At 42.6% G+C, this 16330-nt stretch carries 14 protein-coding genes; 10 read left to right on the forward strand and 4 right to left on the reverse strand.

Translation table 11 applies throughout. From position 1 onward, the window contains the following. Nucleotides 1-279: 279 nt before the first annotated feature. A complete protein-coding gene (locus ACED45_RS19975) occupies nt 280-1017 on the reverse strand; it encodes an EAL domain-containing protein (protein ID WP_327784316.1) in 738 nt (245 codons plus the stop codon). Nucleotides 1018-1592: 575 nt separating this feature from the next. Further along, nucleotides 1593-2228 (reverse strand): hypothetical protein, encoded by a 636-nt coding sequence (locus ACED45_RS19980; RefSeq protein ID WP_146491609.1) that lies wholly within the window; start codon nt 2226-2228, stop codon nt 1593-1595. A 285-nt stretch (nt 2229-2513) separates the two neighbouring features. Between ACED45_RS19980 and ACED45_RS19985 the strand changes: the two genes are divergently transcribed. The 3 genes from ACED45_RS19985 (at nt 2514) to ACED45_RS19995 (ending at nt 4018) form a co-directional block, all read left to right on the forward strand. Next, a complete protein-coding gene (locus ACED45_RS19985; protein ID WP_371714848.1) occupies nt 2514-2759 on the forward strand; it encodes a DUF2164 domain-containing protein in 246 nt (81 codons plus the stop codon). A gap of 153 nt (nt 2760-2912) precedes the next feature. After that, a complete protein-coding gene (locus tag ACED45_RS19990; RefSeq protein ID WP_371714849.1) occupies nt 2913-3452 on the forward strand; it encodes a cytochrome b in 540 nt (179 codons plus the stop codon). Next, nucleotides 3449-4018 (forward strand): YceI family protein, encoded by a 570-nt coding sequence (locus ACED45_RS19995; RefSeq protein WP_102433336.1) that lies wholly within the window; start codon nt 3449-3451, stop codon nt 4016-4018. The genes ACED45_RS19990 and ACED45_RS19995 overlap by 4 nt, the downstream gene beginning before the upstream one ends. Nucleotides 4019-4311: 293 nt before the next feature. Here ACED45_RS19995 and focA read toward each other — a convergent pair whose 3' ends face one another. Next, nucleotides 4312-5763: a formate transporter FocA gene (gene focA / locus ACED45_RS20000; RefSeq protein ID WP_371714850.1), complete on the reverse strand. Its 1452-nt coding sequence runs from the start codon at nt 5761-5763 to the stop codon at nt 4312-4314. 273 nt (nt 5764-6036) lie between these two features. On the opposite strand from focA, the gene ACED45_RS20005 reads away from it, so the two are divergent. Beyond that, nucleotides 6037-6942 (forward strand): LysR substrate-binding domain-containing protein, encoded by a 906-nt coding sequence (locus ACED45_RS20005; protein WP_017064628.1) that lies wholly within the window; start codon nt 6037-6039, stop codon nt 6940-6942. 482 nt (nt 6943-7424) lie between these two features. Then, entirely contained in the window at nt 7425-7919 is a 495-nt protein-coding gene (locus ACED45_RS20010; RefSeq protein ID WP_371714851.1) for a DUF1097 domain-containing protein, read from the forward strand. A 188-nt stretch (nt 7920-8107) separates the two neighbouring features. On the opposite strand, the gene ACED45_RS20015 is transcribed toward ACED45_RS20010, so the two are convergent. Then, a complete protein-coding gene (locus ACED45_RS20015; protein ID WP_146491607.1) occupies nt 8108-9859 on the reverse strand; it encodes an ATP-dependent endonuclease in 1752 nt (583 codons plus the stop codon). A 238-nt stretch (nt 9860-10097) separates the two neighbouring features. Between ACED45_RS20015 and ACED45_RS20020 the strand changes: the two genes are divergently transcribed. From ACED45_RS20020 to ACED45_RS20040, 5 genes are all read left to right on the forward strand, one after another. Then, nucleotides 10098-11837, forward strand: a complete 1740-nt coding sequence (locus ACED45_RS20020; RefSeq protein WP_371714852.1) for a bifunctional metallophosphatase/5'-nucleotidase — start codon at nt 10098-10100, stop codon at nt 11835-11837. A 561-nt stretch (nt 11838-12398) separates the two neighbouring features. After that, nucleotides 12399-13400 (forward strand): TerC/Alx family metal homeostasis membrane protein, encoded by a 1002-nt coding sequence (locus ACED45_RS20025; protein WP_371714853.1) that lies wholly within the window; start codon nt 12399-12401, stop codon nt 13398-13400. Nucleotides 13401-13712: 312 nt separating this feature from the next. Beyond that, nucleotides 13713-13901 carry a hypothetical protein gene (locus tag ACED45_RS20030; RefSeq protein ID WP_017079198.1) on the forward strand — a complete coding sequence of 63 codons (189 nt, stop codon included), beginning with the start codon at nt 13713-13715 and terminating at the stop codon, nt 13899-13901. 212 nt (nt 13902-14113) lie between these two features. Continuing rightward, a complete protein-coding gene (locus ACED45_RS20035) occupies nt 14114-14854 on the forward strand; it encodes a DUF1223 domain-containing protein (protein WP_102578741.1) in 741 nt (246 codons plus the stop codon). A gap of 143 nt (nt 14855-14997) precedes the next feature. Next, complete coding sequence (locus tag ACED45_RS20040) at nt 14998-16284, forward strand: DEAD/DEAH box helicase (RefSeq protein ID WP_004730920.1); 1287 nt, start codon at nt 14998-15000, stop codon at nt 16282-16284. The last annotated feature ends 46 nt before the right edge of the window (nt 16285-16330 follow it).

Here is a 16330-nt window from a genome sequence, read left to right on the forward strand (position 1 = left end):
GACTCTATTACCAAACGTGTAAAATTACTTGCAAACTGGGTGGGTCCATATATGATATAAAACAGATTCTTTTAAGCCAGCCCAGTCAATTTTGACTGGGCTTTTTTATGCGCGTGATTTTACGCAACATCGATTTAAGTAAACATCTGCATGCAGAGAAAACGATGTGAAAACCGCTACACGAACAAAGAACTTCGTTAATAAAGGAATGTGTTCAGTAACAGGTATTAAAAAGCCGCTAACCAGTGGCTAGCGGCTTTAAGAAGAGTAGGGGCGGTTTTAGATTGCTAAACGGATATCCAACTCAATCGGTTTAGGCATCGCTAGATGGTAGCCTTGGTACATGTCAAAGCCCAAGCTTTGCATTGCCGTGAGTTGATGCTCTGTTTCAATGCCTTCGATGACAGTCTTAGCGCCGATTTGCTTCGCGAGTTCTAGAACTAATTCCATTTCTCGTGTGTCACCTTGCTCAAAATCTAACATCACTGAGCGATCGATCTTAATGATATGAGGATTGATGTGGCGGACGCGTTGTTCTGTTGATGCTTGTGTTCCGAAATCGTCGACCGCGATTTGAAAACCATTCTCCGCAAGAGAGAGGGCTGCATCTTTCAAGCGCTCTTCACTTTCGGCATTCAGTTCGACCAATTCCATCACGATCTGCTCACATGAAAGGTTCAACTCATGAAGACGTTTTGCCAGAAGGCTGTCACTGACCTTTTCTGCAGCAAATAACTCACCAACGTTTGGAAGAACATTCAAAAACAAGTCTAAATGGCGGATATTCGATTGTGCGAAGTTACGGATATGGATAGCGCGACTCAGCCTTTCTACATTGATCTTGTCAGTGCATAAGGTATCGTCGGAATGGAAGAAGTGATCAGGACGAACAACATCCCCTTTGCTATTCGAAATACGCACCAAAGCCTCAACGCCTATCTGAGTCATTGAACTGTCAAATATAGGTTGATAGACACTTCTAAGTGTTAAGTCTTGATATTTAGCAATAAACTGCATATCGGCATCCACAGATATACAGCTAATAAATTCACTTCTGTCTGATAAAATCATAGTCGCTAATAAAGGTGTTTATTTAATGACGAAAATATACGTCATGGCTGTCACAATATTGACAGGTGTAAGTAAATTGTCAATTAATAAAAAATCATATGTAGGGTCAATAATTAAATAAAGATAATTAACGAAAAATCAGCATGATAAATGACATTAGTCATTAAATTTACTTATCATTCGCTGTGTTTGATAGTTGCTGTGAATTTAATGGCTAAGTAACGTCTCTCATATTAACCTCAGCCAATATAAGGCTATAACGCTGATACACCAGCGAAAAGTAGGGTTAAAGGCTTAGATTGTAGGGGAATGTCAAAGTTACAAAATGGAGGGACTAAGAGAGTTACACAGAAATGATATCTATCTCTCAAAATCGAGACGACGAGTACAACAACTATTAATAATTAAAACAGAAGGTTCGAATAATTAATGAACAGGGAATGAGTTTTCTTTTATAAAATATTGGGATGAAGGTCTAACAATTTACTTTAAATATTGAATGAAAAAGTTGACCCGTATTATTACTGCCATTGAAGTACCGCATAAAGTTGCAGGTATTTACGAACCAATTGTTGATTTACTGACCGTTTGAGTGGGTGGCCGAATTTAATAAAGCAAGGGCTGATTCTGAAATTGTTATTTAAATCGGAAGCGAATTGAGAATCACTCTCCCTTAGAGTGATGCCTTGCTGGCTGTATTCCGTTATCTCGTCTGGGAGTTCTCCCATCCACCAATGTAACAACTCACTACTGTTTTTACTTCGGCTTATCCAATGGTCGGAGACAATGATCAAAACGTCATTGGGCTGAATTGCGAATCCATACTCTTGCTGCCAGTTATGAATGTCTAACATCAACTTTTTACGACACGTTTTTCCCGCGCTCACCATATGATGGCTAATCATCCAAACGGTACCGATTTCAGAAGAGATTCGGAAGTGTCTAGGGTTTTCACCAGAAGAGAGCATTTCGAGTGGGCTGATGTTGCTTGCATGGTTAAAGCTAACAAAGGTGTGTTCCATTCGTCGGGCAAAGGCTTTACCGATGTGATGCTCACTGATCCCTTGGTTGTGCACCGTAGGATAATGACGCTCACAGAGTTTTAGACAATCGTCTTGAAACTGATTGACGCTTTTAATCACGAGATCTAATAACAATGAAGTCCCTTATACACAGTTACTATCTTATTGATGGGCAATAGTACGGTAATTAATGTGTCATTACCTATTGCCAAAGTGCGAGTTCTTGATCCCTCTATCAAAATTAGCGATTGCGGAGCGATTTTATGGATAGCACTGGCACTTCGCTGGTCTGTATTCTAAATTATGAGGAATTCTAATCAGTTAGAAGGATTATGCTTAGTTAGCAAAGTTACTGGTGGCTAGCTTAATCTTAGTCAGCTAATCACAATTGATCTACTTACTCTTTATTTGGAAACATTCATGACCATTCAATTAGATTCGAAACAAAAGTCTGAACTCACTCATACGCTTCAAAAGTACTTTCAAGATGAACTCGATGTGGAACTTGGTCAGTTCGACACGGAATTCTTGGTCGACTTCATCAGTAAAAAGTTTGGTGCTGTTTACTACAACAAGGGGATAGAAGACGCGCAAAAAGTGATGGAACGTAAAATGTTAGACATCTCAGATGAGCTTTATGAGATTGAACAAATCGTTGAAATTTAATGTTAACCCCAAACTTGTTCAAATAATTTGAATAACTCGTTTAATTTGAAATGATGTTACCAATGTAAAGCTTGGTAAATACTATGTTACACAAACTCGGTGTAGGGTACGCTTTGCAAAACTTCACCACTCGTTAACATTCGGAAGAGATGCATGGACAACAACGTTAGAAATTACAACCCTTTAGCAAGAGCGATCCATTGGATTTCAGCACTCGCAATATTTGGTCTGTTTGGTGTAGGCCTGTGGATGGTTGATCTTTCATATTACAGCGAGTGGTACAAAACAGCACCAGACTATCACCGCTCGGTAGGCATTCTTTTGGCTGCAATTACCGTTATCCGCTTGGTTTGGAAGTTAGTTACCGCGTCACCTAATGTGGAAGGGAAGAGTTATGAAGTTGCTGCAGCGAAGATCGCTCACGGTTTTATGTACATTAACTTAGCGGTTTTGTTTATTTCAGGTTATTTGATTTCGACATCAGATGGCCGTGGGATCGATGTGTTCAATTGGTTCACTGTACCAAGTATGGGCGAATTGTTTGCAAACCAATCTGATCTCGCAGGAACGATTCACTACTATGCTGCATGGGTACTGATCATTATGGCATCAGTGCACGCCTTAGCGGCGATAAAACACCACGTTATCGACAAAGACGATACGCTACGAAAAATGATAGGAGCTTCAAAATGAAACAGTCAATTATCGCTACAGGATTAGCATTTGCAATGGCAATGCCTTTCGCTGCGAACGCCGCTGATTACGTGATTGATACAAAAGGTGCGCATGCTTCAGTTAACTTTAAAGTTAGCCACCTAGGTTACAGCTTTATCCAAGGTCGTTTTAACACATTCTCAGGTGACTTCTCATTTGATGAAAGCAACGTTGAAGCGTCTACAGTAAACGTAACGGTTGACACTACAAGCCTTGATTCAAACCACGCAGAGCGTGATAAGCATATCCGTAGCGGCGATTTCATCGATGCTGGTAAATTCTCAGACGCAACATTCAACAGCACAAAAGTGGTCGATAAAGGTGACGGCAAACTTGAAGTTATGGGTGACCTTAAACTTCACGGCGTAACTAAGCCTATCGTTATCGAAGCTGAATTCATCGGTGCTGGTCAAGACCCATGGGGCGGTGAGCGTGCTGGTTTCGTTGGTACAACTCGTCTAGAGCTTGCTGACTTCAACATTCCAGTAATGGGCGCTTCAAGCTACGTAGATATGGATCTACACGTTGAAGGTGTAAAGAAGTAATCTAGCTATCAATAGTTGCTGACTGGTATCAACATTTTTAGAAACATCAAAAGTTTGGTCGATATCAACTAGCAGGTTAGTTAGAAAAAGAACAAGTAGCTAGAAATAGAGAAAGGCGCAAAGTAATGACTTTGCGCCTTTTTTATTGAGGTAAATGGCCACGCGTTTAGATCTGTTTTGTGTCAAACCTTGAGTTGCGTTTTAAGCCTCCATTTACTTCTAGCCAGTCAACGTTGCCATGACTGATTTATCTAGCTGAACTACTAATCCCTAATAGTTCAGCTTTAGATTAGTTAAGCTGTTTCTAGTTCAGCTTGTGGAACCACGTTTAGGCGGTCGCCGTAAATTGGACGTAGTGCTTGCATCACTTCAATGCGAGTCAACACACCCACCATTACGCCATTTTCTAGCACAGGAAGCATATGTGGTTGGCTCACTTTCATCGCTTTTGCACGCTCTTCTAGAGAAAGAGAAGTCAGGCGAGTCGCGAAGCCCATGCTTGTTGTCGGGTAAAGTTGCTCTTTGTCGATGCATAAGAACTCAGCAACGTCTACTAGCTTGTCGTTTGCATCGATAGCCACAACGTCACGGCTCATTAAGTCTACGACTTTCTGGCCTTTAGTTGGGATGTAATCTTGGCACCAAAGATCCACCATTACGTCATGAACAGAGAAGATACCAACCAGACGACCTTCAACATCGCAAACAGGAGCGCTAACAAGTTGAGCGTCTAAAAGTGAATCAATTGCCACTGATGTAGGCATTTCTACGCTTAGTGTCATAGGCTGAGTGTTCATGATTTGCTTGATAGTCGTTGCTGTGTTCATAGTAATTTCCTTAACTGACGTAATTTCTGTTGTTTGTGTAATAGCGGTAATTTTTGCTGCTTTAAGTTGTGGGCGACGGTAAATGCTCCAATTGGCTAAGCCGACCAATACTGAACCACCTACGATGTTGCCGATTGTCACTGGTATTAAGTTCGCGGTGACAAATTGCATGATGTTTAGGTCTGCGTACTGGGTTGGTGTTGCGCCAATTTGCATCCAAAAACTTTCTGGTGCGAATGCTTGAATCGTGATGCCTAGTGGAACCATGAACATATTCGCCACACAGTGTTCAAAGCCTGAGCTTACGAACATTGCTACGGGTAGTACGGTCATCATTGCCTTGGTCATTGCATTAGCAGAGCTGAACGTTAACCAAATCGCTAAACACACCAACAAGTTACAAAGCACACCTAAAGCAAATGCTTGAACAGGGCTGTGGTGTAGCTTGTGTTGAGCAATGTTCAGAGCGTTTAAGCCCCATTGCCCGCCATCCAGTTGATACAGACCTGCTGCGCTTACCAAAGCTAATAGGAACATGGCACCGATAAAGTTACCGACATACACCTTGCCCCAGATAGACAGCATCTTAGTGAAGGTGATCTGCTTGTTAGCCCATGAGATGCTTGATAACACTGAGCTGGTAAACAGCTCTCCACCACAAATCACAATCAAGATCAAACCCATACTGAATGCAAGACCGCCGGCTAAGCGACTCAATCCCCATCCAGCATCAGCGCTGCCCGTGGTTACCGTGATGTAGAATAGAAAAGCAAGCCCGATGAATGCGCCAGCCATGATTGCTAAACTCAATGTCATGCTGCTGGTTTTATTTGCTTTGCTTAATGCAAACTTCTCTGCTTCCGCCATCATTTCTGTTGGTGAGAACAGTTGATGATTTTCAGAAGTGCTGGTTGCCATATCCCCCCCTTGAACAATCCGTCATGTGTAATTCCTAGTATTAATGACTTGGTTAATCCGTAATGGTTAATCAATTGTGTTTTGCAGGGCTTCTTGTGTCCTGCCATTCCAGATTAGGGCGTTGAGGGTTAGAGGTAAAATTGATAATTTTTAGAAACCACATCAAATTTATTGATATAGATTTGGTTACGCGTAGAATGAAATCAATTGCTCATCGGCTTAACAAAAAACGAGCAGCAGGACATAAGTTATTAAAAGAATTAAGGATGAATTTTGCGTTATTCATTAAAACAACTCGCGGTATTTGATGCAGTAGCAGACTCCGGGAGTGTCAGTCAGGCAGCAGACAAATTGGCGTTGACTCAGTCGGCGACAAGTATGTCTCTTGCACAGTTGGAAAAAATGCTCGGCAGGCCTTTGTTTGAAAGGCAGGGCAAGCAAATGGCCCTAACTCATTGGGGGATGTGGTTAAGACCAAAAGCGAAGCGTTTACTGCAAGACGCACAGCAAATTGAGATGGGTTTCTATGAGCAGCATTTGTTGAGTGGTGAACTCAAATTAGGTGCTAGCCAAACGCCAGCGGAACACCTAGTTCCAGACCTCATCAGTATTATTGATAACGACTTTCCTGAGATGCGAATCTCGCTCGGTGTACAAAGTACCGATGCTGTCATTGATGGTGTATTAGATTATCAATATGATCTGGGTGTTATCGAAGGTCGTTGTGATGACAATCGAGTTCACCAAGAAGTGTGGTGTACTGACCATTTAACGGTGGTTGCTTCGGCTCATCACCCGTTTGCGAAGCGTGAACGAGTGAGTTTGGCACAGTTAGAGCAAGCGAAGTGGGTATTGCGCGAACACGGCTCGGGTACTCGCAAAGTTTTTGATAGCTCTATTCACCATTTAATTGGTGATCTCGATGTTTGGCGAGAGTATGAACACGTTCCTGTTTTAAGAAGTTTGGTAGCAAACGGCCCATATTTAACGTGTTTACCTTATCTCGATGTCGAACAGTTTGTTGAGTCTGGTCAACTGGTCACATTAAATGTCCCTGAGCTTGAAATGGAAAGAACCTTGTCCTTTATTTGGCGTGCAGATATGTCTGAGAACCCACTTGCTGAGTGTATTAAGCGAGAAGGTAAGCGCATGATGAAAGGCAAACCATCGGTTCTGTAAGGTAGATTTGATAAAGGCTAGGGGCTGTTGACCTTTCGTGGTTAAGTTTTGTTCGAGGTAAAATCGTTTTAGGCGCGGCGAAGAGTATGTAGCCTAGTCATTCTAAGCAAATATTCTTCAACAAAGCATAAAGCGATTTTTGCGGGGGTGCCTAGCTCGAACCCTTCGGGCAGCCCTTGTGGTTTATTTCTACTGCGTTATCGCCTTTTCATGTAGGCTAACTACACATCAAAGCCTCTGCCTTGTATAAATTTCCCACAAGAGCTGCAAAATAAAGCTCGAATGGTTAACAGCCCCTTATAACTAAATGTGTTGAATAAGCGTTTCCGGTCTCTATCTGGTGATAAATGCACATTCGCGTACATTATTAATGTGATCGTGATCTTCTAAATGAAGGCGTTCTTACCATAGTATGCTTACTTGATTTTAAGTGAGGCTAAATCCGGTTGCGTTCAATGACGTAATTAGGCTTTAGAAATAGTATGAGTACATTAGTCGCGATTTCATTAACAACAGGTATTTTGTCAGGTCTTTGGGGATGGATAGCTATCTCTTTCGGCTTATTGTCATGGGCAGGTTTCCTAGGCTGCACCAGCTACTTTGCTTCGCCAACAGGCGGCGTTAAAGGACTAGCAGGAAGCTTATTGACCAACATGACAGGCGTATTCTGGGCAATGGTGATTATCGAAAGCTCAACCTTCGCAGGGTTAGAGATTTTAGGCTACATGATTACTGCTGTTGTGGCTTTTTTTATGTGTATTCAAGCGAAACAAGCGTGGCTAGGTTATATCCCAGGAACCTTCATTGGTTGCTGTGCGACGTTTGCTGCAGGTGGCGATTGGCAACTTGTAGTACCATCTTTACTGCTTGGTGGTGTGTTTGGATACTTGATGAAAGCAACAGGGCTATGGCTTCACGAGAAATCGACTCAATCTTCGGAAGTTGTGGAACAACACGCTAAACAGGCAAAGGCTTAATAAATACGTTAAGAAAGCTATGGTTTAGTCACTGTGAACTCTTGCAAGATAACCCCCAATTAATTTGTATATCGATTTATACAGGCACACCATTTGGTGTGCCTTTTTTTGTTGAGGTTTTGGTTAAGGCAATAAACTAAAGATTTCATCAGTAGAGCAACTGCTAGCATCTATAAAACAAATTATGCTTAGGTATTCCCGTTCGCCATGGTGATCACGCGTTTTAACGTCCACCTCAATAATAACGGAATGCATTCTTGTCCTTGGTCCTCACAATGAGAAACGATAGCTAATGCAAGGTCGGGTTTCGCGTGTTTCTTTAATACCTTCGCGACCACTTTTTTGGGAGGGATAGGATGGTCATAAGGGATCTTAACCATATCCCGGAAAAAGTTTTCAAAACCATTCATGTACAAGTAATGCTCGATGTCTCTATCTGGTAGTTCAGTGAGGCGATGTCTTGCTTGGTCTTTTCCTAACTTAGATAATACTGTTGCGGCGTATTTCTTACCTGCCGCATCTCCGTCGGTAACCACGTGCCAATCAATCCCGAACTCTTGAGCTACTTTGATTAGAGCTTTAAGCCCCGATTGAGCGAACTCTATAATTTGTACACCTTCTGCTGCAAGGTTGTAACCACATTGGTTGGCGAGTTCATTGAATAACCAAACTTCGGTTTCACCTTCAACTAATAACCAACAGCGAGCAAACAGGGCACCGGAACGGTGGAAACGAATATGAAACCCAATTCGTCTAAGTTCATCTTTACTGAAGTGATTCATGTTGAGCTGATTGGCGATGGTTTTGTCAGATTGACGTACCAAGCGACGAATTGATTGGAATGGCACTGCTGCAAGTAAATCGCCGCTATTAGTTGTAAGGATTTTCTGCATGGGTAGCTTTTGCATCAAACTCCACGCCCTTGCTAAATGGGTTGGATGTAATCGACCTTCGGGATCTTCAAGGATCAGAAGAGGACGAGCACATCGTCGTAAGTCGTTTGGCCCTTTAGCTTGCAGGTAGGCGTTAAGTAACCCCATGAATAATAAGCGGGTTTGTTTATTTTTTGTCTCTTCAACAAGTTGATGAATGCTCTTGTCGTTCGCACCAGCTGAGTAGAGTAGGCCATCCCTTTGTTTTCTAGGATTACGACGAGAAGTACTTTTGAAAGAAAAGTAGTGCTCGATTAGGCTTTGCATCGACTCTAGGCTACTGCGCATTTCGCCTTTATTGACATGGCCAGGTATCGCCATTAAGCGACGGCAGGTATTGTCGATTCGTTTTTCTATTCTTGCTTGGCGCCCATTACCATTGGTACCATTTCCGTTCGCCCCATTACCATTGCTTGTATGATTACTGCCGTTTCCATTTCCATTCGTATTACTAGCCTGACCGTTAGTTGGGAGGTGAGCATTATGATTAAGAGACTTGCCGTTGAAAGGACGATCAAAGTGCCTCGCATCACGCAAACGGATGACGGGGTGTAAGGTCATTAATTCTTGAGCGAGCTTTTCCGAATGATGAAGCTTAAGCGGATTACCATCCAAACCTAAAAATGCATAGTGTGTGGTCGTTTCGTACTGTTCTAACGTCGCGCTTATTCGGTAATAGATGCGAAATGCGCCAAACTCATCTTGAACCCAGATAGGTTTGAGTTTGCGATAACGACCTGCGTTAAGTTCGCTCTTGTCGTTAGCTTTTAATGCGAGAACAATTTGAAGGTGTTGAGACTGTGGATGTGACACAGAGTAATCGACATGAAAATCGGTCATTTCAAAATGATATGGTACACCGTCTGAAGGCAGTACAACGGAAAGGGCATCCAATAATGAAGACTTACCCCAAGTATTTTCACCAATAAGCGTGGTTAGCTCGTCAAACGCGAGTGACATGCGCTTGATACCTCGAAAGCCAGAAATCTCGATTCTTTCTAGTTGCATAGGCTTACTCCTAACGGAAGGCTCTGCTAATTGTTTGAAAGCTAACAGATATCTTTAATCATAATCGAAAAATACCAATCCGGTATGCTCACCTGTCACAAAACCCGTTGTTTATTAATACGGTGCAAAATGAGATTTTTGATCTATCTCGAGTATTTTTTTGCAGTGCAGTTTCATAAAATTCACGATTCTGTCATGATTCTCGACCTAGTATGAAGGGACAAAGAGAGAAGAAAATATGACTAAAAAGAATAAGCCGACAAAAATAGTGTTGGCACACATCAACGACACCCACTCATACTTTGAACCAACCTCGTTACAGCTATCACTTAAAATGAACAATCACATCATTGAACCTTATGTCAGTGCTGGTGGCTTTGCTCGAATTTCAACACGCTTTAAACAAATAGAACAAGATGCCCTGCGCCAGAAGGTTGGAACCTTGTTCCTACACGCTGGCGACTGCTTCCAAGGCACTTTGTACTTTTCTTTATTCAAGGGAAAAGCCAACGCCGATTTGTTGAACGCCCTTAATATAGATGCCATGACACTCGGCAATCACGAGTTAGACATGGGTAATGAACCCGTTGCGATTTTCGCGAAAAGAATCAAATTCCTACTGTTAGCTGGTAACTGGAATCTATCGAATGAGGATATCAATAAAACTCATACGTTAGCGGACAACGAAATTGTTAAGCCTTATCTGCCTGAAACACGAAGTGCTTCTTTTATAACGAAAGAGTTTGATGGCGAGAAGGTCGCAATATTCGGTTTAAGCATCGACAAGATGGCAGGCATCGCTAACCCAGATATCGATACACCGTTTGAAAATGCTTTGGAAACAGCAAAAGCGACCATTGAGCAAATCCATCAAGCAGGTATCAACAAGATTGTGTTACTTAGTCATCTTGGTTATGAAGCCGACTTAGAGCTAGCTGCGAATGTGAAAGGTATCGGTGTGATTGTTGGTGGCCACAGTCACCGCTTACAAGGTGATTTCTCGGATATCGGCTTAGTGAAAGACGATGACTACGGTGTAAAAATTGGTGACACCTATGTTGTGCAAGCGGGTTTCCACGCAATGAGTCTAGGCCACTGTGAAATTGAATTCGATGCTCAAGGCAAAGTGACGCACTTTAATGGTAAGAACGAACTGTTATTAGGTCGTCGACTCTTTATAGACGCGAAATTGAGTGAAGTAGGGCAAGACGACGCACATGATATGGCGTGTGAGTTTTTGAACAATCACCCCAATATTGCAGTGTGTAAAAAAGATCCTGAACTGCAGAGTATTCTTACGGATAAATACCAGCCGCGAGTTCGAAAGCTTCAGCAACAAATTATTGCTCATGCAGATACAAAACTTCGCCATGTACGTATCCCGGACGAGAAAGGCCCAAGCCAACTTGCGCCCTTGGTTGCTCAGTCATTCCATTACTTAATGAATAAGAAAGGCCATCAGGTAGACTTTGCGATCCATAACTCTGGCGGTGTAAGAAATTCACTGAATAGCGGCGATGTCTCTGTTGCCGATATTGCCGGAAAACTACTACCGTTTGCCGTACCCATTGGTGTGTATGAAGTAAAAGGTGAAACGATCGCTGGCATGCTTGAAGGTGCAATCAATAACGCGATTGATAATGGCGTCGTGGGGACGGGGTCTGGCAGTTTCCCTTATACGTACAATCTGAGGTTTTGTTACCACAAAGAAGCGCCTTTAGGGCACAGGATTCACCATCTAGAAATCCACTCTGATGAATCGGGTTGGCAGACTGTTTCTCGCAAGCGTATTTACCGTGGCGCGTCGTCTGCCTACACAATGAAAGGGAAAGAGGGCTATAACGCCGTCTTGGATATGATAGGTGATGGCGTGGTCACGACCGACTCAATGGCAGACTGCTTCATTGAGTTTCTGCAAGACCACCCAGAGTCTCTTCAACACATTGAACCGTTGAATTGTATGGAATGTTTTAGATAAGCGAAGCTAATACTGATGTTAAATGCTATTAACTGGGGTTATTTATAAAATTGGCATTGTTTATGCTTCACCTCTGCAGGTCGCCTTCTTGTGGAGATATGCATGGATAAGAAAGATTGGTTAGATGCGGTAGCGGTTGTCGGTTGGGTATCAGTTTGGTCAGCGTTAGTGTATTTGGTGCCAACTACAGGTTTGTAATGGTCCTACGTGCTGGATAAGATCAGCTTTGAACAGTCGCAGTATTCCCATTATCAATAAACGCTATACCAAGCGTAAGTGGAAGAAATAAAAAAGGAGCAGGTTGCTCCTTTTTTGCTTTTTCTGTGCAAATTTATATAGACGAAACACAATCAGAGGATTATTATCCACGCGTTTGGGGAGTAGTTAGCGCAAGTTTACATATCGTCATCTCGTTAGGCCAAGAGTCTATCCGGTATGTAAAGGTGAAATCCCATATTTCACTTCAACGAGACCAACGCAATCACAGTCAAGATCCGTAATGGAGCTTGATATGCTTTGTTTGCGGAAGGTCTTTGTACAGTTCTTCCGCCCGGAGGAATAATGAACTCAACTCAATCTCTATTATCTACAAATAGTGAATCCTTTTTTTCATCGCCAATCATGACGACTTATGCGGGCTTTTTCCTGCTGACCGTTATTCTCGTCTCTATTGATATCTATCAGACTCGTGGCGGCAACGTTACTATCAAAAAAGCGGCAATCTGGAGTGTTTTCTGGTTTGTACTTGCGTTTTTGTTTGCTGGCTCTATTTACCTATTTTGGGACATTTATGCGCCGAATAGTGATTACACAGCGCAAAAAGCAACCGTGTCATTCATTACAGGTTACTTGTTAGAAAAATCCCTTAGCGTAGACAACTTGTTTGTTTTTGCGATGATCTTTGCTCAATACCAAGTTCCTGAGCATCTGAGACCACGTGCGCTTCTTTGGGGCGTAATTGGTGCATTGGTGCTTCGTGCAATTATGATCGCATTAGGTGCTCAGCTATTGGCTGAATACCATTGGGTGCTTTATGTATTTGCTGCATTCCTAATTGGTACGGGTATTAAACTAGCGCTAGACAAGGGCGAAGAGGAGAGTGTGAATACGCTACCTGAGAAGTTACTTCGTAAAGTGATGCCAGTGACAGAAGACTTCCATGGTCCAGCGTTGATGATCAAGCAAGGCACTAAATGGGTACTCACGCCAATGATGTTGGTGATTGGTGCCATTGCGGTTATGGATGTGATGTTTGCACTGGATTCTATTCCTGCAATTTTCGCCGTTACGCGAGAGCCATTCTTAGTACTGGCTGCAAACGTATTTGCATTGCTTGGCCTTCGTTCTTTGTACTTTGTTCTGCAAGGCATGATGGATAAGTTCATCTACTTGAAGCCTGCACTGGCATTCATCATGGTGTTCATTGGTGTGAAAATGCTATTGGTTGACAGTGAGTGGGCTATCCCAACGTATTGGTCGCTAGCTGTTCTGATTTCTACTATGACGATTGCGGTTATAGCGTCGATTTATGCGAAGAAGCCAGACATTGAACAAGTAAATTAAAACAAAAATAACTTATCGAAAACTCGATAAGGATTAGGTGGTCAATGAAGCTTGAAATTTATTTATGTAAATTTTTTGTGACATTGGCCACTGTTGTTTGAGGGTTATTTGTACTAAATGCATGATTTAGGCACCGTTTTGAATTTATACTCATCAAGCGTGAATATGTATTTCGAGGTGTTGTTAATGATTTGTTTTATTAGAAAAACTAATCTGAATTTCTAATTTTAGTCATTTTTTAACCTGCAAAAGATCACCTATTATTCTTGTCATCAGAACGAACCACATAAACAAATTTATAGAGAGGCAATCATGGCTCAAGCAATGCAAATGAATACTATCGCTGTTCCTAACTCTATGGATAAGAAGACCTACTCGGTTAACATCAAAGGATTGATTGCACACATTTTCGATATTCTTTTCGTAGACAACTCTCCACGTAGTTACTACGCAAGCGACCTATCTGGTCACATGCAACGCGATATCGGTATCAACCGTTAATCTCTGCGTTAACATGTAAAAATATAGAATTTAAAAAACGCCAGCTTCTAAAGCTGGCGTTTTTGTATCTGAAACAAGCTGTGCATCTAAAACAAGCTGTCTATCTGAAATAACCCCAGCATCTGAAATAAACTCATCACCTGAAAGAAATACTTAGGCATAACGGTCTGTATTTGAGCGCCAGTAAATTCGCTTTGTACAAGGATCATGGTATGTCACACGCCACACGCAATTCATCATTGATTAAACTTTGTTTACTTGCCTTACCGATCGGCGCCTATTCCTCTGTGTCGTTTGCACAAACGTGGAGTAACGAAGGCCAGCCTGCTCAGGTTATTGAGCTGTTTACCTCTGAAGGTTGTTCTAGTTGTCCGCCTGCTGACACGTACCTTAGTACTTTTGCAGATCATCCAAAACTTTGGACCGAGGTCATACCTCTTGCTTATCACGTAGACTACTGGGACTACTTAGGCTGGGGAGACAAGTTCGCCAGCAAGGCATTCAGTCAGAAGCAACGTTTGTACAAAGCTTATGGGGTAACAAGTGGCGTTTATACACCGGGCTTTGTTGTCGATGGAAAAGAGTGGCGTGGTTACTTTAATTGGCTAGACAGAACGTTGCCTTCGCTCCAACAACAAACTCATCCCAAATTAACAGTGAACCATGAAGGCGATACGTTCAGTGTGAGTTACGAAGGCAAAGGGGATTATGTCGCTCATATTGCCTTGTTGGCGATGAACGAAGTCACCAGCGTTAAAGCGGGCGAGAACAGAGGTAAGAAACTTGAGCACGATTTTGTCGTGGTTTACGACGGCTATCAACGTGGTGAATTCAAATGGCAATTCAATATCGACTTCTCCCCGTTAGTCGCCACGCCAGATGCTGTAGCCGTGTGGTTAACTGAGCTCAACTCGTACACGCCAGAGCAAACGGTAGCGGGCTGGCTTAACTAAATTTGCGATAACTTGATATCTGGATGTGTTTTAGAGGGGCTTAATCGCTGAAACACGGGAGAAAGGGGCGATTTAGTTACGTAATACTGCTGAAATACGTTAATATAGCGCGCTATTATTTTAGCTTTGAGTTCCTGCAATTAATGACTAACACCACAACACCAACCAACTTCTCTGATCTTGGCTTAATCTCTCCTTTGATGGCTCGTTTAACAGAGCTTGAATACCAACAGCCAACGCCTATCCAAGCGCAAGTTATTCCAAGTGTGTTAGCAGGACGCGACCTAATTGCAGGTGCAAATACGGGTTCAGGTAAAACTGCAGCATTTGCACTGCCGCTGTTACAACAAATCCATGAAGATGCGCCTTTAGACCGCAGAGCAGGCAAAGGTAACTTTGTGTCTGGTCTTATCTTGGTGCCTACACGTGAACTTGCTAAGCAAGTGGCTGACAGCGTTAAGTCTTACGCAGTACACTTCAATGGTGCGATCAAAACGGTTTGTGTATTTGGTGGTGTATCGGTAAACACTCAGATGCAAGCGCTACGTGGCGGCACTGATATCTTGGTGGCAACACCGGGTCGTTTGCTGGATCTGATCTCAAGCAACGCTATCAAGCTAGATAAAGTAAAAACGTTAGTGCTTGATGAAGCTGACCGAATGTTAAGCCTTGGTTTTACAGAAGAACTAGACGCGATCTTGAAACTTCTGCCAAGCAAAAAACAAACCTTGTTGTTCTCTGCGACTTTCCCCGAGCAAGTTAAAACGCTGACTCACGAACTACTGAATGATCCAATTGAGGTTCAACTTCAAAGTGCTAATGCGAGCACATTGGTTCAGCGTGTATTCGAAGTAGAAAAAGGTCGTAAGACCGCATTGTTAGCGCACCTGATTCAACAGCACGAATGGCGCCAAGCTCTTATCTTCGTAAACGCGAAAAACAGCTGTGAGCACCTTGCAGACAAGCTTTACAAGCGCGGTATCATCGCAGAAGTATTCCACGGCGATAAAGGGCAGGGTTCACGTACTCGTATTCTTGAAGATTTTAAATCTGGCGAGATTGACGTTCTTATCGCGACAGACATCGCGGCACGTGGTCTGGATATCGAAAAGCTACCAGTAGTAATCAACTTTGACCTACCGCGTAGCCCTTCAGACTACATGCATCGTATTGGCCGAAGTGGTCGTGCGGGTGAGGTTGGTCTAGCGCTATCTTTGATCGACCACGAAGATTACCATCACTTCACAATCATTGAGAAGAAAAACAAAATCCGTCTTGAGCGTGAGCAAATTGAAGGTTTTGAAGTGGATGAAGAAGCTACGGCTGAACTTGTTGCTGCATTAAAACCCGTTGCGCCACCGGCTGGCACAGGCAAGAAGAAAAAGAAGAAAGCACCTAAAAACCAAGATGTTTGGTTGAGAAATAACTGATATTGAGTCAGTCAAAAATAGAATTTCCAAAGGCGCTTAATTGCGC

The organism is Vibrio crassostreae, assembly GCF_041439375.1.
Classification (GTDB): domain Bacteria; phylum Pseudomonadota; class Gammaproteobacteria; order Enterobacterales; family Vibrionaceae; genus Vibrio; species Vibrio crassostreae_D.

Excerpts from the sequence above, each read along its gene's own strand:
- ACED45_RS19975 (WP_327784316.1), bottom strand. The coding sequence starts at position 1,017 with ATGCAGTTTATTGCTAAATATCAAGACTTAACACTTAGAAGTGTCTAT.
- ACED45_RS19985 (WP_371714848.1), top strand. The coding sequence starts at position 2,514 with ATGACCATTCAATTAGATTCGAAACAAAAGTCTGAACTCACTCATACG.
- ACED45_RS19990 (WP_371714849.1), top strand. The coding sequence starts at position 2,913 with ATGGACAACAACGTTAGAAATTACAACCCTTTAGCAAGAGCGATCCAT.
- ACED45_RS19995 (WP_102433336.1), top strand. The coding sequence starts at position 3,449 with ATGAAACAGTCAATTATCGCTACAGGATTAGCATTTGCAATGGCAATG.
- focA (WP_371714850.1), bottom strand. The coding sequence starts at position 5,763 with ATGGCAACCAGCACTTCTGAAAATCATCAACTGTTCTCACCAACAGAA.
- ACED45_RS20010 (WP_371714851.1), top strand. The coding sequence starts at position 7,425 with ATGAGTACATTAGTCGCGATTTCATTAACAACAGGTATTTTGTCAGGT.
- ACED45_RS20015 (WP_146491607.1), bottom strand. The coding sequence starts at position 9,859 with ATGCAACTAGAAAGAATCGAGATTTCTGGCTTTCGAGGTATCAAGCGC.
- ACED45_RS20020 (WP_371714852.1), top strand. The coding sequence starts at position 10,098 with ATGACTAAAAAGAATAAGCCGACAAAAATAGTGTTGGCACACATCAAC.
- ACED45_RS20025 (WP_371714853.1), top strand. The coding sequence starts at position 12,399 with ATGAACTCAACTCAATCTCTATTATCTACAAATAGTGAATCCTTTTTT.
- ACED45_RS20030 (WP_017079198.1), top strand. The coding sequence starts at position 13,713 with ATGGCTCAAGCAATGCAAATGAATACTATCGCTGTTCCTAACTCTATG.
- ACED45_RS20035 (WP_102578741.1), top strand. The coding sequence starts at position 14,114 with ATGTCACACGCCACACGCAATTCATCATTGATTAAACTTTGTTTACTT.
- ACED45_RS20040 (WP_004730920.1), top strand. The coding sequence starts at position 14,998 with ATGACTAACACCACAACACCAACCAACTTCTCTGATCTTGGCTTAATC.